Below are 26,367 nucleotides of genomic sequence, written 5' to 3' on the forward strand. Positions count from 1 at the left end.
CGGGACAACAAGAAAAAAGGGCGCGTCGTCGAAGAACGCCATGAAGGCCGCCCGTAGTTCCGTCGTGTCCAAGAAGGGCACGCCCTGGGGCACGATCATCGCCGTCGTCGCGATCGTCGCCCTGGCGGCCTCGGTGGTCACCTACTACATGGTCGCCTCGGCACCGAAGCGCGAGCAGAAGACCCGCGAAGAGACCGCGGCCGCCTTCGCGCCCTCGCAGCAGGACCCGGATCCGTCCAAGCGGATCAACGGCGTGACCACGACCACCTACGAGGGCTCCGTGCACGTCACGGCCGCCGAGCGCGTGGCCTACGACAAGACCCCGCCCTACGGTGGCCCCCACGACCAGGCCTGGGCCGCGTGCAACGGCGTCGTCTACGAGAAGGCCGTCCGCAACGAGAACATGGTCCACGGTCTCGAGCACGGCGCGGTCTGGATCGCCTACAACCCGGCGCAGATCTCCGGCGACGCGCTGGAGCTGCTGCGGGTCCGCGTCGAGGGCAAGCCGTACACCACGATGTCGCCGTACCCGAACCTCGACAAGCCGATCTCGGTGCAGTCCTGGGGCCACCAGCTGAAGCTGGACAGCGCCTCCGACGAGCGGATCGACCAGTTCATCGCGGCGCTGCGCACCAACCCGTACGGCGCGTACCCCGAGCGTGACGCCACCTGCGACGCGCAGATCGAGCCGGGCGACTTCGACCCGACCCCGCCGGGGCCGGGCGCGAAGCCGATGGACTACAAGGGCACCGCGGGCACCCAGCAGGACCAGCCCGGCGCCGGTCAGAGCGGCGTGCCGTCCGTGCCCGCCACCCAGCCCTCGGCGCCCGCGAGCAAGTAATGAGCCAGACGGACCCCGATCTCCAGTACATCGACGAACCGGACGACACTTCGCGGTCGGCCAAGAGCCGTTGGCTGGTGGTCGGGGCCGCCCTGGTCGTCATGCTGATCGTCGGCTTCGGCCTCGGCGCCTTGACGACCAGGCTGGTCGACTCCGATCCGGAGCCGACGACCCCGGGGACGGGCTCGGTCGAGGTCGGCTTCGCGCAGGACATGTCGGTGCACCACCTCCAGGCCGTCACCATGGCGGGCTGGGCGCGGGACCACACGACCGATCCGGCGATCAAGACCCTCGCGTTCGACATCGAGCGCACGCAGACCGGCCAGGTCGGCCGGATGAAGGGCTGGCTGGGCCTGTGGGGCCAGCCCGAGCAGACGACCGGCGAGTACATGACCTGGATGACCGAGCCGATGGCGGGCCATTCCGGGCACGGCGGCGCCGACATGAAGCCGTCGAACGGCGCGCCGATGCCGGGCATGGCGACTTCGGCCGAACTCGCCAAACTGCGATCGCTGACCGGCAAGGAGATGGACGTCTTCTTCCTCCAGCTGATGCTTCGGCACCACATGGGCGGGACGGAGATGGCTCAGTACGGCAACGACCACACGTCCATCGCGGACGTGAAGTCGCTGACGCGGAGCATGCTCGTCTCGCAGGGTGCGGAGATGGACCTGATGAAGGGGCTGCTGCAGGAGCGCGGCGCTTCCCCGCTCCCCGCCTGACGGTCCTTTCAGCTCTCACGGATGTCATGAAAGGGTCGTTCAGGACATTTTTCGTCCTGAACGACCCTTTCATGACATCTGGCGGCTACCAGGAGAGTTCCCGGCAGCGTTGAGCGCACTGGGGCACTTCTATCTGCAGGGTCGCGTGCTCGATCGAGTAGCGGTTCGCCAGGAGGTTCTGCGCCTCGGTGAGCACCGCGGCCTGCTCGACGGTCGGCGCGATGGTGAGGTGCGCCGAAGCGACCTCCATCCCCGACGTCAGCGTCCAGACGTGCAGGTCGTGGACGTCCTCGACGCCCTTCAGCCCGCCAAGCTCGGCCTGTATCCCAGCGACGTCGACCCCCTTGGGCGCGTGCTGGAACAGGATCCGCAGGGCGCGCCGAGCCAGCGCGTACGTGCGGGGCAGGACGAACAAGCCGATCGCGACACCGATGATCGGGTCGGCGTAGCGCCAGCCGGTCAGCAGCGTGATCGCGCCGCTCAGCAGCACACCGACGGAGCCGATCAGGTCGGCGAGGACTTCGAGGTACGCGCCACGGACGTTGATGCTCTCCTCCGCGCCCTTGCGCAGGATCAGGAAGGAGATGATGTTCGCGACGAGCCCCGCGGCTGCGGCCAGCAGGACGGGCAGGCCGGGGACGGCGGGCGGGTCGCTGATCCGGCCGAGGGCCTCGACCAGGACGTAGCCCGCGACGCCGAACAACAGGATGGCGTTGCCCAGCGCCGCGAGCACTTCGGCCCGGTAGAACCCGAAGGTGCGGGTGAGGGTCGGGCCGCTGCGCCGGGCCAGCATGATCGCTGCCAGCGCCATGCCGACCCCGAGGACGTCGGTGAACATGTGCGCGGCGTCGGAGATCAGCGCGAGCGAGCCCGTGGCGAACCCGACGATGAACTCCATGACCATGAAGCCGGCGCCGATGACCAGGGCGATCGTCAGGCTCTTGAGGTATCGGCCTGACGCGCTCGACGGCGAGGCCGTCCCATGCCCGTGCCCGTGACCCATTGCTCCGCCTCTCGTGAAGTCGACAGGCCGAATATATTGTCACATGCGCATATGTGCAATACAGGTGAGCCTAAGTTCACCATGTCTTAAGCCACACAAGGAAGCCATCCCCCATGAGGGCCTTCCCGAAACTTGAACCCGACACGGACCGCTACCGAAGCGACCGGAAGAACCCCCGCAGCTGGCCGACGAAGATCTCGGGCTGCTCGAACGCGGCGAAGTGGCCGCCCTTGGACAGGACCTCGTACCAGCGAAGATCGGTGTAGCGCAGCTCCGCCCAGCGCCGCGACGGGCGGATGATCTCGCGCGGGAAGATCGAGATACCCGAAGGAACTTCAACCGCGGAGGCGTCCCGCTCCTTGTTCTCCCAGTAGATCCGCGCCGACGAAGCCGCCGTCCCGGTGAACCAGTAGACCGAGATCGCGTCGAGCATCTGCCGCCAGGACAACGCGGTCTCCGGCGAGCCGTCGTTGTCGGTCCACTCCCAGAACTTCTCGGCGATCCACGCCGCCTGCGCCGCAGGCGAGTCGGTGAGCCCGTAGCCGACCGTCTGGGGGCGCGTGGCCTGCTGCTGCGAGTACGCGGACCCGACCGCGCGGAACCGGGCCAGATCGCCGATCGCCGCCTTCTCCTCCGCCGTCGGCTCCCCCAGCTTGGCCTCGTCGTACGGCACGCCCGCCATGTTCACGTGGACGGCGATCAGCCGCTCCTTCGCGACCTTGGCGAGCATGTTCGTCACCCCGGCACCCCAGTCGCCACCCTGCGCGGCGTAGCGCTCGTAGCCGAGCCGCCCCATCAGCTCGTCCCAGGCCCGCGCGATGCGCTCGACGTTCCACCCCGTCGACGACGGCTTGTCACTCCAGCCGAACCCCGGCAGCGAGGGCGCGACGACGTGGAACGCGTCCGCCGGATCGCCGCCGTGCGCGGCGGGGTCGGTCAACGGGCCGAGCACGTCGAGGAACTCGGCCACCGAACCCGGCCAGCCGTGCGTGAGCACGAGCGGCGTCGCGTCCGGCTCCGGCGACCGCACGTGCAGGAAGTGGATCCCGAGACCGTCCACAGTGGTCTTGAAACCCGGGAAAGCGTTGACACGGTCCGCCAAACCGAAGTCGTAGTCCTCCGCCCAGTACCGGCACAGCTCCCGCGCGAACTCCAGCGGGACACCCTGTTCCCAGTCATCCACAGTGGCCGGCTCGGGCCAGCGCGTGGCCCGCAGCCGGGCCCGCAGATCGGCGATGGCGGCTTCGGGGATCCGTACTTCGAAGGGTTCGATCACGACGTCCTCCCAGTTCATTGGTGTCACCAACGCTACGCTTTCCTGATGAGTACCGCCCCCGCCCGACTTCGCGGCAAGGCCAGCTGGCTGGTCAATCAGGCCGCCACCGTGGCCCATCGGCTCGCGATGGACGAGTTCGCCCGCAGCGGCGCCCGCCGGTACCACTACGGGATCCTCGCGGCCATCGACGAGAACGGCCCGTCGAGCCAGGCCACCCTGAGCCGCTGCACCGGCATCGACCGCAGCGACGTCGTCGCCGTCATCAACGAACTCTGCGACGCGGGCTACGTCGAGCGCGCCCCCGACCCTGCCGACGGCAGGCGCAACCTGATCACCCTCACCGACACGGGCACCCACCGGCTCCAGCACCTGGAAGACCTGGTCAGCGAGACCCAGGACGTCTTCCTCGCACCGCTCGACCCCGCCGAACGAAAGCAGCTGACGCGGCTCCTCGCCCGCGTCGTGGAGCATCACCAGGGTTAACGACCACCTCGCGAGAGGAGGCCGGGCGGGGTGCGCTAAGCTTTCGAAGTCGCCCAGGCGGCAACGCCCTCGTAGCTCAGGGGATAGAGCACTGCCCTCCGGAGGCAGGTGTCGCAGGTTCGAATCCTGCCGAGGGCACACTTCCGATCGAACCAAACGCCGTTCGCCAGTCTGAGCTGGACGGTTACGTGACAAGACTTCCACAACTGTGAGTCACCGTAACGCTGTTCTCCGTCGCCATTCTGCGACTCCATCAGTCGGCTCACTCCGGGTGCGGGCCTACGTCTGCGGCGTCGTCTTGGCGAGCGTGTGGCACCGAGAAAGCCGCTATTGAGGAGAAGAGCAAAGGTGGCGTGACTCGGCCTGGGCGCCGTGACACAACACTCGCGTGCCCAGACCCGGATCTCGCGTGCTTGGAGACGGAACTCACGTGCTCAGACCCCGCACACCCGAGCGGGGCAACCAAGCACACGAGACGCCACCGCACCGACAGTCACCCCGGCAAACGAACCCACCCACGACTATGACACGTTTGCCTTACCTTCAATAGATCCGCTCTCCCTGCCGACGGATACCCCATGCCTCAAAGAGGGCCGACGCCAGCCAATGACGTCTTTGGAAGGCCATATGTTCGGCGGTAACACCGCAACCGCCATCCGAAGGACGCTTTGGGTCCGCTCCTCGCGCCAGCAAGTAGGCCGTGACGTCCACGTGCAGCGGCTCACCCGTCTGCGTGTGACTGTCGATCTCGACATCAACGGCATGGTGCAACAACGTGAACCCGCCACACTCTTCATTGATGTCAGCGCCGCCATCGAGGAGTTCACGAAGCAGCGGAAGATCACACATCTCGACAGCTCGATGGGCAGGACACAGGTCGTTCACCATCAACCATCCCCAATAGCAACACGAAGTCAAGCCAGCGTCGAGCGCCCGGTTTCGACGCTCGAAATCATATACCCATTCCAGCAATTCGAAAGAATTGTCCACACATTCGGAAATACTTCTGCGACGCTCGCAAGCACAAGCCATGCTACTCCAGGCGAGTGACACTTGCAGTCAATATGTCACACTGCCCGGTGATCTTTGCTAGCGTCCGGGCAACCGACTTGAGGGGGCTGGGGCGATGGCAGGGGATCTCGGACGACGGGCGGCCTTCGGGGTGGCGGCGACCGCTGGTGGCGCATTGCTGGCCGGTGGCACCGCGGGCGCGGCGGAGTCCACTGTCGACTCAGCGGTGAACGACAAGCACCAGGTGAGCCCGTCGTTCACCGTGGTGGACAAGCGAGGGCGGCAGCGATTCCTGCTCGACAGCCGTAAACCGCCGCTGATCATCGACGGCCAGACCTACCCGCCCGAGCGGCGCTCCGGGCCGGAGAACGGCTCTTATCTGATCTTCAACGACGAGACCGGCGACGAAAAGGGCGGCTTGCTCGTCCACCCCACCGGCGGCCACCTCGCCTTCGACTATCCGCACGCGGTGGACGGGATCAGCCTCAGCCTGTCCGCGAAGGACGGCGTGGGTGGCGCGGGTCTGACCATCAACGGCCTTCCGGATCCCGACGCCGGACCCGGCGCCCGTGCCACGCCGCGCGCGCTCTTCGGCTCCCACACCACCTTCGGCGCGCAACTGGCGTTGTGCGATTCCCGAGGGCGTCCGCGAATCGTGCTCCAGGTCGACGAGAACGACCGCCCGACCATCAAGATCCTGGACGGAGACGGCAAAACGGTCAACGAACTGGCCTAGCCGAGATCGTCCCGCTCGATCACTCTCGCGGCGAGTTCGTCTCCTCTTCGGCCGCCCTGTCCGCGTGCACGAGGGAGAACAAGGACGACAGGAGGCCGATCGAGCGCATGTTCATCAGCTGCCAGGCGCGGGCGATGCCGACACCGAGATTGGCCACCATCAGGTAGCACAGTGTCTGGAGCCCGTCCGTGACGTCGCCGTTCCGGACCAGCTCGACGCCGGCTCGGACTTCGAAACCCACGATGACGAGCAGCACCAGGACCAGGGTCAGGGAGCTCCACTTCCCGGTGCCCCGGCGGGCGGCGGTAATGATCGAGCGGGCGATCGCCGCCGCGAAAGCCGTCATCGTCACGGCCACCGCGAGGGCCCACCACCCGGCGGACACCCCCGGGATCAGCAGCGCCAGCGACAACAGCAGCGTATCCAGGAACAGCAGCAACGCGGCCGACGCGCGGGCGTGGTATTCGACGTGCGTCGCCGCTTTCCAGATGCGTTCCGGGAACACCGAAAGCGCGACGAACAGCAGACCTATCAAGGCGCCGCTGGCGCCTGCCGCGGCGACCGCGAACTCACGGAACTCATCGGGAAGGATCACCGGCACACCGTAGCCAGTGCCACCGGATGGAGATTTTCTCCACCCGGGTCGCCCAGGTCGGTTCGATCTTTGGTCAATTCCCGGACGGGACGCCGGTGTTGTCGCTACATTCCCCAGGTCCGATCGAACTGGGGGTTCGAATGAGGAAATTCCTCACCATCGGCCTGTCCGCGCTGCTCACGATGAGCACCGCGGCGGCCGTCAGTACACCGGCGCATGCCGATTCACAGCTCGACTTCGGGGCCTGCCCGGCGGATGTCGCCCAGGCGTACCCGGCGTTGAAATGCGCGAAGGTCAACGTCCCGCTCGACTATTCGCGGCCGTTCGGCGCGCGGATGGACGTGCTCGTCTCGAAACACGCCGCCACCGACCCGGCGAAACGACGTGGCGTTCTGTACGTCAACCCCGGCGGCCCGGCGGGGTCCGCGGTGCTGCAGGCGGGCAAACTGTCCCTTCCGGACGCGACCGGGTACACCCGGCTGCCCAAGGAAGTGCTGGACGCCTACGACATCGTCGGTCTCGATTCCCGCGGCACCGGCCACAGCCAGCCGCTCAGCTGTGTCGGCGAGGACTACTGGCGCCGGCTTCAGCCCGACCCGGACCGGCCCGAAGAACGGGACAAGAGCTGGGAACGTTGGAAGGCCTTCGCCCGCTCGTGCGCGGAGAAGAACGGCGAAAAGCTGAAGTACACCGGCAGCCGCAACGTGATCCGGGACATGGACCACGTGCGTACGCTGCTCGGCGAGGAAAAGATCAGCTACCTGGGCTATTCCTACGGCACCTATCTCGGCAGCGCGTACGCCGAGCAGTATCCGAACCGGGTCGACCGGATGGTCCTCGACAGCTCGATGAACCCGGTGGAACCGCAGATGTGGTACGGGAATTCGACCGGCCAGGTCGCCGCGGGAGTCGCCCGCGAACATGCCTACCTGAGCTGGATCGCCCAGTACGACAACGTGTTCCACCTCGGCAAGACCCACGACGAGGTGAACGCGGCCTGGCAGAAGCTGCTCGGCGACTTCCGGAAGGCGCCACGCGGGCCGTCGAAGAACGTCGGCGCGGTGGAGCTGTTGGACGTCTACATCGCCAACCTCTCCCACGAGCTTTACTGGGAGCCGCTCGCGAAGGCGATGGCCGACTACGTGCTGCGCGGCGACGATCGCGCCGTCCTGGACTGGGCGACCCCGTCGGGTGGCGCGGCGGGCGAGAGCTTCATCGCGGGAATGATCTCGATCGCCTGCGTCGACTCCGACGCTCCGACGGACCGGACGAAGATCGAACGCGACTTCGGCGAGCTGGCCAAGACCAGCGATTTCGCCTGGTACAACGTGTCGATCCCGTCCGCGTGCGCCAACTGGCCGGTGCATGAGCAGCGGATCGTGCCGTCGGGGAGGAACCTGCCGCCGATCCTGGTCTTCGGCGTCGAAGGAGACTCCGCGACGCCGTACGCGAACACGGTCGCGATGCACCGGCAGCTGCCCGGTTCGGTGTTGGTGACCGAACGCGGCGCGGGCACCCACTGCGTGTTCGGCAGCCACCCGGCGATGGTCAACCGGGAGGCCCAGCGGATCGGCAAGGACTACCTCGTCGACGGCCTGCTCCCGAATGGTGACGTCGACATCGCGCCGCATCCCCTGCCGGTGCCGACGGCGGGAACCGCGGTGGCCGCGCGGCCGGCCGTCGTTTCGCGGCACTCGTGACACCCGCTGACCCGCCCCGGTTCCCGCCGGGGCGGGTCAGCTGTCGTCAGGCCCGTGCGGCGAAGTACGCGGTGACGATTCTGACCTTGGTCGGCGGAGGGAACTCGGCGTTGTCCGCGCTGAGGCCTCCGACCAGCGCGGTCCACACGGGGGCCGACCTCTGGACGGGCCCGTCATCCTGTTTGCCCACAACGTAGAGCGACTCGCTTCCGCAGTCGTAGTAGCCGACGTAGTCGTCGGCGCGTCCCGGCCACGATCCGCCGTTGCGCAGCTGACACCGCGCACCGTTGGCCAGCTCCAACCCCCACGGCAAGGGTTCCGGCTCCGCGGCGATGGTGTCGACCTTGTCCGAGGTCTTCAACCGCCTGAGGGACTTTTCCCAAGGCGCGGTCCCGCAGAGCAAAGTGGGGCTGTTGGCTGTGGTCCAGCAGACATCCGCGCTCGCGGCCGTCGAGCCGCAGCGGATCACACCCGGGGAAACGGAAGCACGCGAGGCGAAGCAGCCGGTGATTTCGACGTCTTGCGAATCTTCTGTGACCGTATAGCCTGGCGCGGGATCGCCGGAGCTGGTCACGGCCACGACATTCACGACCGTCGTCGGAGTTCGTGGTTGCGGGTCGACGAAATGCGCGCCGGAGGTGCTGGCCGGCACAGAGGTCATGAGTGGCGCCGAGGTTCGCACCCCGGTGGTCGCCGGTCCCTCGCCGCTCAGCGATCTGAACACGAAGATCCCGGCCGCCGCGAGCAGAACCACGATCGCGACGATCCACAAAGCCCGGACGTTCATGGTGTTCTCGCGATTTCCGCGATCAGCGCCCGGATACCGCCGGGAGCGCAATCGCTGGTTCTGGAGTTGCCCGACGATTCGTCGATCACCGTGCCCGGCGGCGATGTCGAGCACGAGAAGGTCCCCTGCCGCATACTCGGCGAAACCGCGAGGCGCGCGAATTTCCCGGCGCTCACCCTGTCGAACCCGTCACGGTTTCCGTTTAGTGGCAAGAAAACAGTCTCGATCTGATCGCCGGTGGCAACATCGGCGACGATCCGGCCCGAGTAGCTGTGCCCGAGGTCGCCGAGCAGATGCAGCTCGATGTTCCCTTGTTCGCCCGGCGCCAGGTTGAAGGCGAACGGCTTCGTACCGCGGGAGTCGCTGTCGACCTGTTGTGCTTGAGGATCTTGGTCGAGCTTCAGGTGGAGGACCGCCGTATCCGCGTTGCCGCCGTCGGGACACACGAATCGGATGACCGGCTGAGGATCGTACCGGCGCAGGTCCGCGGCTCGCACGTTGCTGACCGCGAGCATCGCACCGTCCTGCGCGGTGTTCCGGAGGGACACCCGCTGATACGGGGGAACTTCTTTGCCGGTCTTGCGAAGCCACTCGGTCACCGCCTCGGAGCAGTAGCCGTTGACTCCGGCCGGCATCTCCTCGAGGCGCGCGTCCAGCGGAAGAACGTACTCGGTGACACCCCGTTTGTTGATCGGCTCCATGGTGAGACTGGCGGGTTTGGTCTCGCTCTTGAAGAGCTCGGGAGCCGGTCCGGTCACCGCCACGGCCAGACTCGCGCCGGCGACCGCCAAACTCGTGACGGCGGCCAGCGGGCTTTTCATGGCCTTGCTCAGGCGGCCGGGTTGCCGCGACTTCGATGCCTTCTTACGACGTCTCGCGGGTTTCCTGCCGGCCACACGCCCTCCCCACCACCGTCGATCCTGGTGACAAGTCGACGGTGGTGCCCGAGCCGTTACACCGGGGCGGGCGGCCGGCTCACAGCCGCCATGCCTCGCCCTGTTTGAAATCGTCCCAAACGGTGTCGTTCCAGTTCTTGCGCGGGTTGGCCATGCCGACCCCGCCGGGTGGTTTGACGAGGTTCAGTTCGATGGGCCGCCCGCTTTGCATGGCGGCGACGAGGGTGTGGTGTCTGTCGCCGATGAGCGACAGCTGGTTCGGGTTGTTCGGCGGGTAGTAGACGGGAACCTTGACCGGCGTGTTCATCTCGCCGTTGGTCTTCCAGACGTTGATCTTCTCGTTGACGATCGACGTACTGACCTTGTTCTGCATCGGAAGGATGTCGTTGTACCCGCTTCCCGGGATCTTCTGCGGGTCCGGCGTGAAGGTGTATTTGCCCTGAACGTTGAAGCGCCGGTACTTCTCCGGTGTCGGCGGCGCGACGAAGTCGTCCTTGGTCGGCATCTTGTTGTTCGGCTGAGGCTTCGGCTGCGGCGGGTAGTTCGGTTTCTTGGTGCGGTCCGGGACCGGGGGCTTCGGTTTCGGTTCGGGCTTCGGTTCGGGTTTGGGCTGCGGCTGATAGTTCGGCTTCTTGGTGCGATCCGGCACCGGGGGCTTCGGCTTCTTGGCGCTGCCGCCGGTGTTCCCCGCGTTGTGGCCACCGCCGGGTTTTCCCGGTGCCCCGCCCGAGCCGGTGCCGCCGCAGTCCATCAGCCCGAGCGGATCCGACGTCGCGTAGGGATCCCCCGGGTAGGCGACCGGGTTCGGCCCCGCTTCCAGGCCGAGCGGATCCTGGCTGAGGTACCGCGCGGTCGCCGGGTCGTAGTAGCGGTGCACGTTGTAGTGCAGGCCGGTCTCGTCGTCGGCGTACTGCCCGGGGAACCGGAGCGGGGTACGCGTCTTCTCGCCCGCGGACGGCAGATGCCTGCCCCACACGGTCCTTCGCCCGTACCACGCCATTTCCCCGTCGGCGTCGAGCAGTTCGAGCGGGGTGCCGACGGCGTCGTTCACCACCGAATGGAAACTTTCCCCGCCTGGCCCGCGTTCCCGCTGGGTCACCGGTTCACCGCTGTCCGGATGGCGATCCCACGTGATGACGTGGCGAGTGCCGTCGGGGGCGGTGCGCACCTGCTCGATCAGGATGTCGCCGTCCCAGGCGAACTCCACCGACTCGGCGACGCCGCCGTCCTGACCGAGCCGGTGTTTGGCGATCCGGCGGCCGAGCGGGTCGTAGCGGTATCGCCAGCGGCCGCCGTCGGGTGTCGCGACACCGATCAGCCGGTCGGCCGCGTCCCAGACGTAGCGCCAGATCCGTTCGCCGGACGGGTGTGCTTCCCGGCGCAGCACCCGGCGCCCCAGCGGATCGTGTTCGTAGGTGACCGCGCCCGCCGCCTTGATCGTATTGCGTTCGTAGAACCGAGGCCCCGCCTCCGCCTCGGCAGCCCACGCACCGGTGACCGTCCCGACTGTCAGGTTGCTCGCCGCGTCGTAGCCGAAGTCCTCCCGGAATCCGTTGGAGGCCACCGTGGTGAGGCGGCCCAGCGCGTCACGGCCGAAGGTCGTCCGGCCGGCGATCGGGTCCGAGGTGGCGGCGAGGCGGCCGTCCGGGGTGTAGTCGAACGTGCGCGCCCGGCCCGGTCCGTCGTTCGTGAAGAGCGTCTGTGTGGCGAGCCGGTCATCCGGCCCGAAGGTCTCTTGGAACAGGTACGCGTCGTCGATCGTCCGGCCGGCCGGTTGCCCGGCGTCGTCGTAGGCGTACCGGACGGTGTGCCCGGCGCCGAGCAGGGAGATCGGCCGGTCTTCGACGTCGAAGAACCATTCGCTCTCGGCGCCGGAAGGGGTCCGGCGCCGCAGCGAGTTGCGCTCAGCGTCGTAGCCGAAGGTGACCGCGCGGCCGTCGATCGTCTCGCGAACGACACGGCCGTAGGCGTCCCGCTCGAACTCCACGACCGAATCCGCCGAGGCGACGCGCACCGCTTCGCCGACCGGGTCGTAGGCGTACCACGTGCTCCCGGCGGGAGCGTGCACCTCGATCAGGTTGCCGAGGACGTCGTAGCGGTATTCGGTGCTACGGCCGTGAAGATCCACCGAGTGCGTCAGCCGGCCTGCCGCGTCATAGTCGTAGCGGCCTGTCCGGCCGTCGAAGTCGGTCTGCTCGATCAGCAGGCCCCTCGGGTCGTAACGATAGGTCCAGGTCAGCCCGTTCGGATTGGTGACCGACACCGGCCGCAGTTCGGTGTCGTAGCGGTAAGTGGTGCGTCCGCCCGCGGGATCGATCGTGGCGGTCAGCCGGTCGAACGGCCCGTATTCGCTCCGGACCGCCCGGCCGAGCTCGTCGACGTGCTCGATCTCGTTGCCTTCACCGTCATAGCGCCAGGTCGCGCGGTCTCGCCCGGCGCGGATCCGCAGGGCAGGCAGGCCGCTCACCGTCCAGCCGAGCTGAGTCCGCACGCCGGTGCCGTCGGGGACCGAGCGCGGGCGGCCGAACTGATCCCGATCGTCGGAGTCCCGCGTCGCGCCGGGTTCCACGCCCGGGTCGAGCCGGATCGGGGTGGCGACACCGACGGGTTCCCGCAGCGGGTCCGGCGCCGACTCGTCGTAGAACCGCCGGAACGACCTGTCGCCCTCGTGCACCGTGATCGAATACAGCACTTCGCCGTCGTGTTCGAGCAGCGCGACGCTGCCGTCCGGACGGGTCACGCTCGTGACCCTGCCCTCGTCGTCGTAGCCGTACCGGGTGGTGTGGCCGAGTGCGTCGGTGCGGGAAAGAAGGCTGTCGTACCGGTTCCACTCGAAGGTCGTGGTGTGCCCGAGCGGGTCGGTCTCCGCCACCGTCTGATTCGCCTCGTTGAGCTGGAAGACGGTGCGGTGCCCCAAGGAATCCGTATACGTGGTGACCAGGCGGGCACGGTCGTAGTCGAAGGTGCCGTCGAGAAAACCGTCCGTGCCGACGGCGCGCACGCAGCGACCGTGCCGGTCGTAGACGTGGCGGTACCAGACCCCGTTGCGATCCTGCCAGCCGGCGAGGCGGCCGTCGGTGTCGTAGTCGAGCAGGAGGGGGATACCCGACGAGTTGACGATCCCGGTCAGGTGCCCGGACGCGTTGTACCGGTAGCTCATCACCACGACGTCGGCGTCCGCCTGATCGCCGAGGACACGCAGTTCGGTGACCCTGCCGCGTTCGGTGCGCAGCCCGACCGCCACCCCCGCGGAATGCCGGAGAACGGTGGGAGAACCGGATTCGTCGTACTCGACGTCGACGCGGTGGCCGTCGCCTTCGATCGCGCGCAGCGGCAGCACTGCCCCGCGCCGGGCGGCGAACCGCAGGATCTGCCCCCGGCGATGATCGGTCACGGTGGCGGTGCCGTCCGGACCGAGCGACAGCGGCCACCGCGGCCCCTCCACCGGCAGCACCGGGCGGGCGTCGGCGGGCAGCGGGTAGACCAGGATCCTGCCGTCCGGCGAGAAGTAGCAGACATGTTCGTCGTCCACTTCGAGGCGTTGGTCCACAAAGGACGACCAGGTCCGGCCGAACCGGCGGCCCGCGCGATACGAGGAGACATGCGTCCGTTCGAACAGCAGTTTCAGCGGGCCCGGCAGTTCCAGGTCGACCTGGGTCAGCACAACTTCACCGGTCGCGACGTCCACCGGATCGGATCGGTAGTTCCGGTTTTCCGGGCCGGCCGAACGATCACGGGGATTGTCCGGCTTGTTCGACGACGAGGACGAGGTGCCTTCGTCGGGGCCCCGGCCGCCCCGGGATCCGCCGCCGGGGCCGCCTTCGCCACCCTGGTTGCCATCGCCGCCGCGATGGTTGTTGTCGCCGGAGGAGTGGTTGTTGCCCCCGCCTCCGCCGCCACCGCCGCGGTGGTCATTACCGGCGCCGGAGCTGTGGGTGGAGCCATCGCCCTCCGGATTGCCCCTGGTGTTGTCGCCACCCCTCGGCTTGGTGTCGATGTCCTTGGGCTTGCCGGAGGGTTTGACCGTCCCGCCCTTGAGGTTCTTCAACGCCTTCGAGGCGTCGCCGAACAGATTGTCCACCTTCTTCAGCAACGGCATCAGCGCCTTGAGCGCCTTCACCAGCTTCGTGGTCAGACCGGCGATCTTCGACGCGGTCTTGGCCACCGCCGCCACGACCTGCGGCACCACCCATGTCAGCCCGATCCCGAGTGTGAACACCACCTGCAACGCCCAGGAGATCAGGTGTCCGATGAGTTCGGCGATGATGTCCCGGACCAGCGTCCGGACCGCGGCGACGACCTCTCCCGCGGTCTTCACCCCGCTGCCCGCGCCTTCGCTGCCCTTCTGCGCGCTCTGGATCAGTGTCGAGGTGTTCTTCGCCTGCTTCCGGTACGCGTCGGCCGCGTCGCCTGTCCAGCTACCGAGGTCCTTCTCGACCAGGTCCACCAGCTCGACCGAGACTTCCCCGAGCTCCTTGGCGATATTGGTCCAGGTCTCCGCCTGTGCGGCGATCTCGTCCGCGTTCCCGGTCAGCGCGTTGAGCGCTTCCTTCAGAGGACCGACATGCTCGATCAACCAGCCCACACCGGCCGCGAACACCGTCCCGAACGGGTCCATCACCGCTGTCAGCGCGTCCAGCGCGGTCCCGACCGCGCCCATCGCGACCGACGCCCAGTCGCCGCTCTCGATCGCCGACTTCAGGTCGAGAGCACCCTCCAGCAACGGCACACCCGACACCGCCGTCGTCGAATCCTTCACTGGCGCGACCAGCGGATTACTCACCGGATCCCCCTTCGACACAGCTGACCGAGCACACGGACAGCTGAATCGAAGGTATCGCGACGGTGACAGTCAGCTACAAGGGTTGCTCCGGGCTTGCCCATTCGCACAACCACACTTGCCTGTGCGACCACTTCGACCGGTACCACCGCTTCCCAGGGTGGTGACGGCCCTCACGTCGCCGGTCGCGCGGGCGGGAGGATGCGAAGGACGGGCGTCGCCGCGACGGCTTTTTGTCAACTCTTTTCGAGTGCGAATAATTGCATGCAGCGATGTCGAATAACCGCCGGTTCCGATCGTGACTTCACGCCACTTTCACTCGACGCTCTTTTACCACTCTTTTACCGAGGATGGACATTGTCGTCGTTCACCGGCCGATCCGTTGCACGATTCGTCCCCCAGTCTGCGATCCCTTGTGTGCGACACCTCTTCGACCAGGCTGCCCGGAAGGCGCACTCCCGTCAAGAAGAGCCCTTGGACACCGCTGTGACCGGGCCGGAGAGGCATTCGAGTTCATCGAGTCTGCGGTCGAACACCCCAGCGAGCGGGAACACCCGATTACGACTCACGGCCCTTGACAAGTTCACACACTAGATCGAATATTGGAAAAGGTTTGACATGAACCAAGTGCTCTGGGGGCTAGAAGATGTTGAACTGGCACAAGGAAAAACAGGCGGATAGCGCCCAGATCCCCGTGGCCAGACGGGAAAGCGACTGGTCCGCGGCCGGCTCGGATCCACCGCTCGGCGAGGTCGTCGAGGTGGCGCTCGACGCGCTGTCCGCGGAAGAATCGCCGAGGGTGGCGGGCGTGGATCCCGCCTATGTCCTGGTGCTCGCCGAAACAGACGCCCCGCTGCCACCCATTCTCGTGCACCGCCCCACGATGCGGGTGATAGACGGGCTACATCGGCTGCAGGCGGCCAAGATCAGGAAAGCCACCGCGATCACCGCGCAGTTCTTCGACGGGGACGAGCAGAGCGCCTTTATTCTCGCCGTGAAGTCGAACATCGCGCACGGGCTGCCGCTCTCGCTGGCCGACCGCAAGACCGCCGCCCGCCGGATTCTCGAAGTCCGCCCGCAGTGGTCCGATCGCGCCATCGCGGCGGTCACGGGCCTTTCCCACAAGACGGTCGGCAAGGTGCGCCGGTGTTCGACTGGGGAAGTTCCCCAGTCGAACGCCCACGTCGGCCGGGACGGCCGCGTCCGCGCACTGGATCCGGCCCAGGGCCGCCGTCGCGCGCACGAGCTGATCACGAGCAACCCCACCGCTTCGATTCGTGAAATCGCGCGCAATGCGGGCGTTTCCGTCGCGACCGCGCACGATGTGCGTCATCGGCACCGCCACAGCGAGGCGCCAGCACCCGCGGCGGCACGGAGCGGGAGCCCGGCGCGCACCTCGACGAGACCACGCGCTCGACAGGCCGACGCGGGCGACCTCGGCGCAGCGCAGGTCGCCGACAACCAGGCGGCGGTGGAGCGGCTCCGGTCGGATCCCACCATCCGGTACACCGAGTCCGGGCGGACCCTGGTCCGCTTGCTGGACGGGCATCTGAACGACCGCGACCAATGGGATCAGGTCGCCAGGAACATCCCCGAGCATCGGCTGGAACTGATCTCCGAGCTCGCCAGGGCGCGCGCGGAAGACTGGCGGCAGTTCGTGGAACTGCTGCAGAAGCGCAAACGCTGAACCACCAGGTGACGCCGTACGGAAGCGGCGGGCCTGAACCGAAGGGGCTTTCCTCGCGCGTGACGCGGGGGAAGCCCCTTTTTCCTTGCTGTGCAACAAGTTCTCGTCCTGCGACGACGAAATAATCAGGAAGACCGGCGACGCGCACTGTTGCGGACCGCCGACGGATCGGGTGAGAATAGTGCGAACTCGCCCGCACTGACGGGCACCTGGGGCTCGGCCGGCGTGGATCACCCGAAACCGCTGATCCACTTTTCCGACGGCCACATTCAAAGCGAAGACACCATTCCGAACTCGTCTGCACGCGATCGTCCGTGCAGGTCAAACAAAAGGGGACACATGAACGCGGTAGACGCGCGGGCTGAACTGCGCCAGCAGATCTTTTCGCTCCTGACCGAGGTCGCGGGCGGCGTTCTGGAAAACCAGACCATCGAGGCGGACACCGAGTTTCCCGAAACAGGCATGAGCTCCATCGAATACCTGGCGCTCATCGAGAAGATCGAAACGAAGCTCGACGTGTTCATCGACCTCGAAGAGAACGAAGATCTGACCACTGTGGACAAGTTCTGCGACTACCTGCTGGAACAGGTTCCGACGGCCTGAGGCCGAACCGCGATCACCTCCACAGACAAAAGATTAAGGGGTTCTCGGCATCATGAGCACAAAGGCATTCGGCTGTTTCCTGCCCCCGTTCCACGACCCCGCGGTCAGCCCCCACGCGTCGCTGCGGCGCGATATCGAACTGTGCGGCCTCGCCGACGACCTGGGTTTCGACGAGCTCTGGCTCGGCGAGCACCACTCCAGCGGCTGGAGCACCCTCAGCTCCCCCGAAATGCTGATGGCGGCGCTGGCCCGTGAGACGCGCCGCATCCGGTTCGCCACCGGCGTGATCCCGCTTCCCTATCACCATCCGCTGCATGTCGCGGAACGGATCGTGCTGCTCGATCACCTCACCGCGGGCCGGGCGATCCTGGGCGTCGGGACCGGGACCTACGTCCACGACATGGAAATGATCGGCGTGGATCCGGCCTCCGTCCGCGATCACTTCCGGGCCGCGCTGGGGACGGTGCAGGCGCTCATCAACGGCGAGACGGTCAACACCACGACACCGTGGTTCACCGTGAAGAAGGCCGTGCTTCAGCTCCAGCCGCTGAGGGGTCCCGGCGCCATCGAGACCGTCGTCGCGTCTTCGCTGAGCCCGGCCGGGATCGAGCTCCTGACCGACACCGCGACGACCCCGACCGTGCACGTGGCGCCGCCCTGGGGCTCCATCCGGCCCGGCATGGACCCGGATCCGGTCGGCGCGCTGATCGAGCGCGTCGAGTCCTACCGGAACAAGTCCGCGGGCAGCACCCGGATCCGGTGCAACGTCTTCGTCCACGTCGCCGACTCCCCCGCTGCGGGGATCGAAGAGCTGCTTGAGGGCTTTTCCGCGCTGCGCCGCGGTTTGTACCGGAACACCCTGGGCATGCCCATCCCGGACTCCCCCGTCGCGCACCGCAAGACGTTGCAGAACCTCGTCGACACGGGCGGGTTCATCGTCGGCGACGCCGCGACCTGCGCCGAGCGGATCCGCGATCTGATCGACCGGATCGGCGACCCGGTGTCGCTGAACTTCTTCGTCCCCCGGTGGGTTTCGCACCGGGCGACGCTCGATCAGCTGACGGCGATCGCGCACGAGATCGTACCCACCCTCGTCGGCGGGTACGAGGGCACCGCGGAGTCCATCCGGCTCACGTCGGAAGAGGCCGCGCGCCAGCTGAAGTCCCGCACCGAACTGGTCGGCAACGGAGGCGACAAATGAGTCCCACGAAGGTAAGTCTCGACTTCAGTTCGGACGAATTCCTCGCCGACCCCTGGAACATCTACAAGGAACTCCGGCGATCGGACCCGGTGCACTGGTCGGCGGCCTTCAACGCCTTCCTGGTCACCCGGTTCGAGGACGTGCAGGAACTGCTGTCGGACCGGCAGGTCGGCAGCGGGTTCCCGATGCGCAGCAGCCGCCGTCTGTTCGGCCGCACGCTGCTGGACACCGACGGGCCGCGGCACCGCGATCTGCGCAAGCTGTTCATGCCGCTGTTCGCGGGCGGCTCGGTGAAGCGGCTGCGCACCGAGATCCTCGTTCCCGCGGTGGACCAGGTCCTCGACTCGATCGAGGCCGAAATGGGGGCCAAGGACGAGGTCGACGTCGAGTTCATGGAGCGGGTCGCTGTCGGGGTGCCCTACGCGATGGTCACCCGGCTGTTCGGGTTGCCGCCGGAGGACGCGGCCTGGCTGCGGCCCCGGGTCCTGCCGCTGGCGGGCGCGATCGAGTTCCCGGCGACCTCGCTGGACTCGGCGCTCACGGCCAAGGCGGAGCTGATCGAGTACCTGAAGGACAAGCTCGCCGATCGCGCCGACGGCGGCCGGATGCCGTTCCTGGATCTGGTCTTCCCGCCTGGCGAACCTGTCGACGAGTCGATGCTGGGGACGGCCACGCTGTTCCTGCTGGCCGGCACCGAGACGAGTGTCGCCACCATCGGCAAGATCATGTACGCCGTCTTGGCACACGATGTCGACTTGTCGACCTTGGCGGACCAGGAGTACCGGACCCAGGTGGTCCGCGAGACGCTGCGGTGGGAACCGCCGAGCCACACCATCCTCAGGTACGCGACCAGGGACCTGACCCTCCACGGGGTGGACATCCCGCGCCGGTCCGCGCTGCTGCTGTCGCTGGGCAGCGCCAGCCGCGACGAGAACGCGTTCGAAGACCCGGACAGCTGGCGCCCGGACCGCACGGACCAGCGGCTGCTGGCGTTTTCGGCGGGACCGCACACCTGCCTGGGCATCCAGCTGGCCTTGGCGGAGTTCGACACGCTGTTCGAGCGGTTGTCGCACCGGTTCGGCGGCGTCCGGCTCGGCGGTTCGCTCGACGGCATCCGTCAGGGTTTCTGGCGGCTGCGGGAGCGGGGCCACATCTTCCGGCGGCCCGACCACCTCCACGTCCGGCTGGAGCGCAAACGCGCGGGAAGCAGCGAGGCCGATGCCTGATGTGCTCGCCGCTCCCTACGATCTGACGGCCGAGCTCGCGGCCGAGACCTCCGAGTACCACCGCGCGAAGCTGGTGCTGGCCGCGTTCGCGGTGACCTTCTGCCGGTGGACGGCGGCGAGCGAGCCCGCGATCTCGGTCGCGGGACGGGTGATCCGGGTCCGGGTCGACGACCAGGCGCTCGTCGGTGACTTCCTGGAGTCGGTCCATCCGATCGGAGTCGTCGAAGACGGGCCTGTGGATCTCGTGATCGCCTCCCTGCACGAGGATCTGCGATCCGGCGAGATCCGCTTCGTCACCGAGGTGCCGGACGCCGCGCACGGGTTTGTCGCCGACGTCGCCACCGCGCTGTACGAGCTGGCCTCCTTCGACAGCCGCCTTGAGGACGTGCGCTGCATCGCGCCGGAACGCCGCCGGCTCCTCGACGAGCTGGCCGGCGAAGACACTCCGCCGTCCGGCATCGAAACCCTGTTCCTGGAACAGGTCCGGCTCCGGCCGAGGGAGATCGCGGTCCGGCGCGCGAACACCGAGCTGACCTACGGGCAGCTCGCGTGGGCCGCTGATCAGTACGCCGGTGTCTTGCGGCGTGCCGGGGTCCGGCCCGGCGACACGGTGCTCGTCGCGACCAGGAGGTCCGTCGGCGAGATCGTGGCACTGCTCGCGATCATCCGGGTCGGCGCCGCCTACGCGGGATTCGACGACGACGCGCCGGACGCCCGGTTGGCGAGGATCATCGGCAAACTGGCGCCCTCGGCCGCGGTGGTCGACGCCGCCACAGCAGGCCACCCCGTCCTGCGTGCGCTCACCCGCGTCGATTCCTGGCTTCCCGACGCGGAAATCGACGCGGACCCCGAGCCGCCCGCTCCCGGCATCGACGATCCACGGCGGACGGCGTACATCGCGTTCACCTCGGGATCCACCGGCGAACCGAAAGGCGTCGTCGTCCCGCATCGCGCGGTCACGCGCCTCGCACGGACGACCGCACTCCGGACCCGCCCCGGTGACCGCGTGCTGCGGATGGCGCCGCTGGCGTTCGACGCGTCGACGTACGAGATCTGGGTGACCCTGCTCAACGGCGCGACACTGGAGGTCTTCGCCGGGCGGCTTCCGTCGGCGAGGGGGCTCGAAAAGTTCTTCACCGAGCGGGAAGTGTCGGTCGCCTGGCTGACCGCCAGCCTGTTCCGGCTGGTCGTCAAGTCCCGGCCGCAGGCGCTCGCCGGACTCCGCTGGCTCCTGAGCGGAGGCGAGGTCGTACCGCACGACGCGGCGGCGCAGGTGCTCCGGTCGTACCCCGGAATGGTGCTCACGAACGGCTACGGGCCCACCGAGAACACCACTTTCACCACCACGCACACCGTGCGGACGAGCGCGGAGATCACCGGCCCTCTTCCCATCGGGAGGCCGATCGCCGGTACCCGGATCTTCGTCCTCGACCGGAACGCCCGTCTCGTCCCGCCAGGCGGGGTGGGCGAGCTGTACACGGCAGGATCGGGGCTGGCCGACGGTTATCTCGGCGACGAGACCGAAACGGACAAGCGGTTCGGCTTCTTCTCGCCGGATACCGGGGAACGCCTGTACCGCACGGGCGATCTCGTCCGGCTCGACCCGAACGGCGACGTGCTCTTCCTCGGCCGTGCGGACAAGCAGCTCAAACTCGACGGCCATCGCATCGAGACCGACGAGATCGGCGCCCTCCTCGCGCGGCACCCCGGTGTCCGCGACGCCGTGATCGTCGTCGACCGGCAACCGGGCCGAAGCCACCGGCTCGTGGCGGCCGTCGTCGTGCACCCCGGTGCCGACGCGGATCCCGCTTCGCTGCGCACGTTCCTGTCCACCCAGCTCCAGAGCTACGCGCTGCCCGCACTGTGGGCCGTGGTCGACGAGATCCCGTTGACCCGTAACGGGAAAGTCGACGAAAAAGCACTGATCGAATCCGCGATGCCGCCGGTATCCGCGAGAAGTGGAGACCGCGATGTCCTCGTCGCTCGACAGCCCTGACACCCGGACGAAGGAGGAATCGATGAGGTTGTCGCTCGGGCAGGAGCGGCTGTGGCTGGTGCAGCAACTCGACCGCACCAGTGCCGCGTACAACATCCCGATCGTCCTGCGGTTCCGCGACGGCGTCGATTTCGAGGCACTCGGCAGGGCGCTCGGCGCGCTCGTCGAACGTCATCCGGTGCTCCGCTGGGCTTTCGTCGTGGACGGATCGGGGACGCCGGTCGCCACCACGATGCCGGGCTTCCGTATCCCGGTGGCGCGGCGGACCGCCGGGGCAGGCGAGAACGCCTGGCAGGCGCATACGGCCGACCTGGTCTCCGAACCGTTCGACCTCGCGGCGGCACCGCCGGTGCGGGTGATGGTCGTCGAATGCGCCGACGGCTCGGCCATGGTGTGCGTGGTGATGCACCACATGATCACCGACGGCCGGTCCATCCAGATCGTGACCGAGGATCTCGTCGCCCTCTATCGGTCGGAGACCCCCGCCCCGCTCGACGTGACCTACGAGGAGTTCGTCGCGGCGCAGCGCGCCGGCACCGGCTCGGTGGCGGACCACCTCGACTACTGGCGGCGGGAGCTCGACGGGTTCCAGCCGCTGCGGCTGCCGACGGACAGGCCGCGTTCGGGTAACCCCGGATTCGCCGGCGACCACGTCGACTTCGAGCTTCCCGCCGAGCTCACCAAGGCCTTTTCCGCTTTCGCCCTGCGGAATCGGTGCGCGCTCTCCAGCGCCGTGGCCGCCGTGTTCCAGGCGCTGTTGTCCCTCCATTCCGGACAGGAGGACATCACGATCGGAACGGTGCTGGCCGGTCGCGACGACCGCCGGTTCGCCGACGTCCTCGGCTTCTTCGTGAACACCGTGGTGCTGCGGACCCATCTCACCCCCTCGATGACGTTCCGCGAGCTGCTCAAGGTGGCCCGTACCAAGATGGTCGACGCCTACGCGCATCAGCAGGCGCCGTTCGACCAGGTGGTCGCGGAGGTCCGGCCCGAACGCGACGCGGGGCGCAACGCGATCTTCGACGTCGTGGTCGTGCACAACGGGGAAATCCCCCTGTCCGGCGAAGGCGAGATCTCCAGCGTGCCGTGGGCGGGCGTGGCGACCCGGTTCGATCTGGAGCTGGTCACGCACCTGCAGGACGGCAAGCTGCACGGCTCGCTGGTGTTCCGGTCCAGCCTTTTCGAACGCTCTACCGCTACACGGCTCGTCAACCGACTCGTTCGGCTTGTCGAACACGCGCTGCGGAACCCCGACGAGCCGCTTTTCGGGGCACTGCGCGGACAACTCGACTACTGGCGGAAGCAGCTCGACGGCGCGCCCACGGTGCTGGAACTGCCGACGGATCGCGCCCGCCCGCCGGTGGCGGCCTACCGCGGCGACTCGCTCTCCTTCGCCGTGGACCCCGGTGTCGCCGAGGGACTTCGAGGCTTGAGCGGCCGCCACGACGTCACCCTGTTCACGACGCTCCTGGCGACCTTCGACGTCGTCCTGTCCCGTTACGCCCGCACCACCGACGTGCTGGTCGGAACCCCCTCGGCCGACGCCGAGACGCTGGTGCTGCGCACCGACCTGTCCGGCGATCCCACCTTCCCGGAACTGCTGGGCAGGGTGCGGGAGGCCACGCTCGGCGCGGAAGCGAACCCGGATGTCCCCTTCGAACGTCTCGTCGAGGAACTGGTGCCCCGGCGGGACTTCAGCCGCAACCCGCTCACCCAGGTCGCCTTCCGGCTGGTGGACGTGCCGTCGCCGGAACCGTTCGATCTCGCATGCCAGGTGTCCGACCGGAACGGCGTGCTGGAAGCGCGGATCGACTACAACGCCGAGCTGTTCGACAAGGTCACGATCGAGCGCTTCAGCGAGCACTTCCGGCAGCTGCTCGCGTCCGTCGTCGCCGACGCGGAGCGGCCGCTGTCCGCCTTGCCGATGATGAGCGATCCGGAAATCCATCGGCTGACGGAAGGCTGGAACGACACGGCCACGACGTCGCCCACCCTGGCGACCGTGCCCGCGGTGTTCGACGGACAGGTCCGGCAGCGTCCACAAGCGACAGCCCTGATCTGCGGCGAAGATTCCCTGACCTACGCCGAGCTCGACGTCCGGTCCAACCGGCTCGCGCACCGGTTGCGGACGCTGGGCGCCGGACCCGGCACACTCATCGGCGTCTGCCTGCCCCGCTCCATCGGGCTGATCACCGCCCTGCTCGCGATCCTCAAGACCGGCGCCGCGTACCTGCCGATCGACCCCGCGTATCCCGAGGAACGCCAACGGCTCCTGCTCTCCGACGGCGGCGCCGAACTGGTCGTCACCACCGACCCGACCGGCGATCCGACGCTCGCCGAGGAACCGTCGACAGCGCTCGAATCCGGCGTGGGACCGCGGGATCTGGCCTACGTCATCTACACCTCCGGCTCGACCGGACGCCCCAAAGGCGTCGAAATCGAGCACCGGTCGATCATCCGTCTCGTCACCGGGCTGCCGGAAGGCATCCTCGGCCCGGACGAAGTGGTGCTGCACGCGTCGGCGATCTCCTTCGACGCCGCCACTTTCGAGATCTGGGGCGCGCTCCTGTCCGGTGCCACCTGCGTCATCTCCACCGAACGGGTCCTCACCGCCCGGCCGCTCGCCGACGCGATCACCCGGCACCGGATCAGCACGGCCTGGCTGACCTCGTCGTTGTTCAACCACATCGTCGACGAGAACACCGCCGCGCTCACCGGGCTCCGTCAGCTGCTCGTCGGTGGCGAAGCGCTGTCCGTCACCCATGTCCGCCGCGCCGCCGCCGCGCTGCCCGGCACGCGGTTCTTCAACGGCTACGGGCCCACCGAATGCACGACGTTCGCCACCTGCCACCCCATCGCGACGCCGGTTCCCGCCGGACTCACCGGCATCCCCATCGGCCGCCCGCTCGGCAACACCCGCGTGTACGTCCTCGACGAGCACGGCCGGGTCGCGCCGACAGGCGTGCCGGGGGAACTCCACGTGGCCGGGCCCGGTGTCGCGCGCGGGTATCGAGGACAACCGGGCCTCACCGAGGAGCAGTTCGTCCCCAATCGCTTCGACACCACCAGCGACCGGCTCTACCGGACCGGGGACATCGTCCGCCACAACGCCGACGGCGACATCGAGTACCTCGGCCGCGTCGACGACCAGGTCAAGATCCGGGGCTTCCGCATCGAACCCCGGGAGGTCGAAACGGCACTTCTGTCCAATGAGGACATCACACAGGCCGCTGTCGTCGTGCGCGAGGACTCGTCCGGGCAGAAGAGTCTCGTCGCCTATCTGAAGGTGTCGGGCGTTTTCGATGAGACCGCTCTGCGCAACCGACTGCGCGGCGTACTGCCGGAGTACATGGTGCCCGCGGCGTTCGTGGCGCTTCCCGAGCTTCCCTTGACCATCAACGGAAAGCTCGACACCAAGGCCCTCCCGGAGATCAACGGTGGCATCGGACCGGACAAGGCCACGCCGTTCGCTCCGCCGCGGAACCCGACCGAGGAGACCCTGGCGGCGATCTGGGCCCAGGTCCTCGACCGCGAAACCGTCGGCCGGGACGAAAGCTTCTTCGACGTCGGCGGGCACTCCTTGAAGGCCGCGCAACTCGCCGTCCGGATCGGGGAGACACTGCAGATCGAGCTGCCGTTGCGGACGCTGTTCGAGCGGCCCACGATCGCCAAGCTGGCCGAAGAGATCAACGGCGGGCGGCGGACGACCGGTGCCCGCGCCTTCGACCCCGTGGCCATGCTGCACGGCGTCCTCCCCGACCGGCTGCCGCCTCGTGGGCCCGGCGAGATCTCGGACATCCTGCTCACCGGAGCGACCGGCTTCGTCGGGGCATATCTGGTCCGCGAGCTGCTGACCCGGAAGAACGTGCGCGTGCACTGTCTCGTCCGGGCGGCGGACGAAAGCGCGGGATGGCGGCGACTGCGCGAAAATCTCGACCGCTACGGCCTTTCCCCCGAAGTCGACCACGAGCGGATCACGGTCGTTCCCGGCGATCTCGCGGCGCCCGGCCTCGGCCTCACCGGCGCGGCCTTCGAGCGGCTCGCGGGCGAGATCGACCTGGTCTGTCACAACGGCGCCTGGGTCGACGCGCTGGCCGGCTACGACCAGCTGGTGGACGCCAACGTGGGCGGCACCCGCGAGCTGATCCGGCTGGCGGCCACCACCCGGCTCAAGCAGGTGCAGTTCGTGTCGACCATTTCCGCCGGTGCGGAGAACGGTTCCCGCAGCGGGTACGCGGAGACCAAGTCGCACGCGGAACAGCTGATCACCACCGCGTACGAACGCGGGCTGCCGGCGGCGATCTACCGGCTGCCCCGGATCGTCGGGGATTCGCGCACCGGGCAGGGGAACACGCGGGACATCATGCTGCGGGTGCTGCGGGTCATTCTCGAACTCGGCTCCGCGCCCGACACCGAGATCGAGGAACCCTGGATCGCGGTGGACGAGACCGCGGGCGCGCTCGCCCGGCTCGGCATCGAGCAGCCGCGGGACGGCAGCCGGTTCGTGCTGGCGAGCAGGCGGCCTGTCCGGCTCACGTACCTGGTGGATCTCGTGCGGAGCGCCGGAACGGAGATCGGCACGCTGCCGGTGGCCGACTGGCTCTCGGTGCTCGAGGCCCGCTCCCCCGAGGAACACGCCATCCTGAAGCTGCTCTTCGAGTCCACTTCGGACACCAGCGACGAGGGCAGGCCTAGCGGCGACTTCACCTCGATCGTCGTGCCGAGTCCCGATGACGGCGCGCTGCTCCGGTACATCGACAGGATGCTCGTCCGGTCCCGTCCCACCACCGAACACGAAGGGCTGTCGCGGAAATGACTCGTGAA

Annotated in this window: 18 protein-coding genes and 1 tRNA gene; 12 read left to right on the plus strand and 7 right to left on the minus strand. The window is 67.9% G+C overall.

Annotation, left to right across the window (positions count from 1 at the left end; genetic code table 11):
* The first annotated feature begins 40 nt into the window (after positions 1 to 40).
* Positions 41 to 841, plus strand: a complete 801-nt coding sequence (locus ACZ6YV_RS07365) for a DUF3105 domain-containing protein (protein ID WP_465508812.1) — start codon at positions 41 to 43, stop codon at positions 839 to 841.
* The gene (locus tag ACZ6YV_RS07370; protein ID WP_465508813.1) at positions 841 to 1,563 is read left to right on the plus strand and encodes a DUF305 domain-containing protein; all 723 of its coding nucleotides are present in this window, start codon (positions 841 to 843) and stop codon (positions 1,561 to 1,563) included. Before ACZ6YV_RS07365 ends, ACZ6YV_RS07370 begins: the two co-directional genes overlap by 1 nt.
* A gap of 85 nt (positions 1,564 to 1,648) precedes the next feature.
* Here ACZ6YV_RS07370 and ACZ6YV_RS07375 read toward each other — a convergent pair whose 3' ends face one another.
* On the minus strand, positions 1,649 to 2,566 hold the full coding sequence (locus ACZ6YV_RS07375; RefSeq protein ID WP_465508814.1) for a cation diffusion facilitator family transporter: 918 nt from the start codon (positions 2,564 to 2,566) through the stop codon (positions 1,649 to 1,651).
* A 151-nt stretch (positions 2,567 to 2,717) separates the two neighbouring features.
* Entirely contained in the window at positions 2,718 to 3,842 is a 1,125-nt protein-coding gene (locus tag ACZ6YV_RS07380; RefSeq protein ID WP_465508815.1) for an epoxide hydrolase family protein, read from the minus strand.
* A gap of 45 nt (positions 3,843 to 3,887) precedes the next feature.
* On the opposite strand from ACZ6YV_RS07380, the gene ACZ6YV_RS07385 reads away from it, so the two are divergent.
* Together ACZ6YV_RS07385 and ACZ6YV_RS07390 are read left to right on the plus strand one after the other, a co-directional pair.
* Positions 3,888 to 4,325 (plus strand): MarR family winged helix-turn-helix transcriptional regulator, encoded by a 438-nt coding sequence (locus ACZ6YV_RS07385; RefSeq protein ID WP_465508816.1) that lies wholly within the window; start codon positions 3,888 to 3,890, stop codon positions 4,323 to 4,325.
* 65 nt (positions 4,326 to 4,390) lie between these two features.
* Positions 4,391 to 4,463, plus strand: a tRNA-Arg gene (locus ACZ6YV_RS07390).
* A 405-nt stretch (positions 4,464 to 4,868) separates the two neighbouring features.
* On the opposite strand, the gene ACZ6YV_RS07395 is transcribed toward ACZ6YV_RS07390, so the two are convergent.
* Positions 4,869 to 5,213, minus strand: a complete 345-nt coding sequence (locus tag ACZ6YV_RS07395) for an ankyrin repeat domain-containing protein (protein WP_465508817.1) — start codon at positions 5,211 to 5,213, stop codon at positions 4,869 to 4,871.
* Positions 5,214 to 5,451: 238 nt separating this feature from the next.
* Here ACZ6YV_RS07395 and ACZ6YV_RS07400 point away from each other — a divergent pair, with 238 nt between their 5' ends.
* Positions 5,452 to 6,072 carry a hypothetical protein gene (locus ACZ6YV_RS07400; RefSeq protein ID WP_465508818.1) on the plus strand — a complete coding sequence of 207 codons (621 nt, stop codon included), beginning with the start codon at positions 5,452 to 5,454 and terminating at the stop codon, positions 6,070 to 6,072.
* Positions 6,073 to 6,091: 19 nt separating this feature from the next.
* On the opposite strand, the gene ACZ6YV_RS07405 is transcribed toward ACZ6YV_RS07400, so the two are convergent.
* Entirely contained in the window at positions 6,092 to 6,667 is a 576-nt protein-coding gene (locus tag ACZ6YV_RS07405; RefSeq protein ID WP_465508819.1) for a hypothetical protein, read from the minus strand.
* A 140-nt stretch (positions 6,668 to 6,807) separates the two neighbouring features.
* On the opposite strand from ACZ6YV_RS07405, the gene ACZ6YV_RS07410 reads away from it, so the two are divergent.
* Entirely contained in the window at positions 6,808 to 8,367 is a 1,560-nt protein-coding gene (locus tag ACZ6YV_RS07410; protein ID WP_465508820.1) for an alpha/beta hydrolase, read from the plus strand.
* Positions 8,368 to 8,413: 46 nt separating this feature from the next.
* On the opposite strand, the gene ACZ6YV_RS07415 is transcribed toward ACZ6YV_RS07410, so the two are convergent.
* From ACZ6YV_RS07415 to ACZ6YV_RS07425, 3 genes are all read right to left on the minus strand, one after another.
* Entirely contained in the window at positions 8,414 to 9,154 is a 741-nt protein-coding gene (locus tag ACZ6YV_RS07415) for a hypothetical protein (protein WP_465508821.1), read from the minus strand.
* Positions 9,151 to 10,050 carry a hypothetical protein gene (locus ACZ6YV_RS07420; protein WP_465508822.1) on the minus strand — a complete coding sequence of 300 codons (900 nt, stop codon included), beginning with the start codon at positions 10,048 to 10,050 and terminating at the stop codon, positions 9,151 to 9,153. The genes ACZ6YV_RS07415 and ACZ6YV_RS07420 overlap by 4 nt, the downstream gene beginning before the upstream one ends.
* A 79-nt stretch (positions 10,051 to 10,129) precedes the next feature.
* Entirely contained in the window at positions 10,130 to 14,833 is a 4,704-nt protein-coding gene (locus tag ACZ6YV_RS07425) for a DUF6531 domain-containing protein (RefSeq protein WP_465508823.1), read from the minus strand.
* A gap of 691 nt (positions 14,834 to 15,524) precedes the next feature.
* Here ACZ6YV_RS07425 and ACZ6YV_RS07430 point away from each other — a divergent pair.
* From ACZ6YV_RS07430 to ACZ6YV_RS07455, 6 genes are all read left to right on the plus strand, one after another.
* Positions 15,525 to 16,517, plus strand: coding sequence for a ParB/RepB/Spo0J family partition protein (locus ACZ6YV_RS07430; RefSeq protein ID WP_465508824.1), 993 nt, complete (start codon positions 15,525 to 15,527; stop codon positions 16,515 to 16,517).
* 90 nt (positions 16,518 to 16,607) lie between these two features.
* A complete protein-coding gene (locus ACZ6YV_RS07435; RefSeq protein WP_465508825.1) occupies positions 16,608 to 17,120 on the plus strand; it encodes an acyl carrier protein in 513 nt (170 codons plus the stop codon).
* A gap of 52 nt (positions 17,121 to 17,172) precedes the next feature.
* Complete coding sequence (locus tag ACZ6YV_RS07440; protein WP_465508826.1) at positions 17,173 to 18,321, plus strand: LLM class flavin-dependent oxidoreductase; 1,149 nt, start codon at positions 17,173 to 17,175, stop codon at positions 18,319 to 18,321.
* Positions 18,318 to 19,547 (plus strand): cytochrome P450, encoded by a 1,230-nt coding sequence (locus tag ACZ6YV_RS07445; RefSeq protein ID WP_465508827.1) that lies wholly within the window; start codon positions 18,318 to 18,320, stop codon positions 19,545 to 19,547. The genes ACZ6YV_RS07440 and ACZ6YV_RS07445 overlap by 4 nt, the downstream gene beginning before the upstream one ends.
* Entirely contained in the window at positions 19,540 to 21,543 is a 2,004-nt protein-coding gene (locus ACZ6YV_RS07450) for an amino acid adenylation domain-containing protein (protein WP_465508828.1), read from the plus strand. Before ACZ6YV_RS07445 ends, ACZ6YV_RS07450 begins: the two co-directional genes overlap by 8 nt.
* 22 nt (positions 21,544 to 21,565) lie before the next feature.
* Entirely contained in the window at positions 21,566 to 26,359 is a 4,794-nt protein-coding gene (locus ACZ6YV_RS07455; RefSeq protein WP_465508829.1) for an amino acid adenylation domain-containing protein, read from the plus strand.
* Positions 26,360 to 26,367: the final 8 nt, after the last annotated feature.

The sequence above is a fragment of the Amycolatopsis sp. NPDC102522 genome (assembly GCF_055584485.1).

Bases quoted from the DNA above. Each gene is read 5' to 3' on its own strand.
- ACZ6YV_RS07365 (WP_465508812.1), top strand. From the start codon at position 41: ATGAAGGCCGCCCGTAGTTCCGTCGTGTCCAAGAAGGGCACGCCCTGG.
- ACZ6YV_RS07370 (WP_465508813.1), top strand. From the start codon at position 841: ATGAGCCAGACGGACCCCGATCTCCAGTACATCGACGAACCGGACGAC.
- ACZ6YV_RS07375 (WP_465508814.1), bottom strand. From the start codon at position 2,566: ATGGGTCACGGGCACGGGCATGGGACGGCCTCGCCGTCGAGCGCGTCA.
- ACZ6YV_RS07385 (WP_465508816.1), top strand. From the start codon at position 3,888: ATGAGTACCGCCCCCGCCCGACTTCGCGGCAAGGCCAGCTGGCTGGTC.
- ACZ6YV_RS07395 (WP_465508817.1), bottom strand. From the start codon at position 5,213: ATGGTGAACGACCTGTGTCCTGCCCATCGAGCTGTCGAGATGTGTGAT.
- ACZ6YV_RS07400 (WP_465508818.1), top strand. From the start codon at position 5,452: ATGGCAGGGGATCTCGGACGACGGGCGGCCTTCGGGGTGGCGGCGACC.
- ACZ6YV_RS07410 (WP_465508820.1), top strand. From the start codon at position 6,808: ATGAGGAAATTCCTCACCATCGGCCTGTCCGCGCTGCTCACGATGAGC.
- ACZ6YV_RS07415 (WP_465508821.1), bottom strand. From the start codon at position 9,154: ATGAACGTCCGGGCTTTGTGGATCGTCGCGATCGTGGTTCTGCTCGCG.
- ACZ6YV_RS07440 (WP_465508826.1), top strand. From the start codon at position 17,173: ATGAGCACAAAGGCATTCGGCTGTTTCCTGCCCCCGTTCCACGACCCC.
- ACZ6YV_RS07445 (WP_465508827.1), top strand. From the start codon at position 18,318: ATGAGTCCCACGAAGGTAAGTCTCGACTTCAGTTCGGACGAATTCCTC.
- ACZ6YV_RS07450 (WP_465508828.1), top strand. From the start codon at position 19,540: ATGCCTGATGTGCTCGCCGCTCCCTACGATCTGACGGCCGAGCTCGCG.
- ACZ6YV_RS07455 (WP_465508829.1), top strand. From the start codon at position 21,566: ATGAGGTTGTCGCTCGGGCAGGAGCGGCTGTGGCTGGTGCAGCAACTC.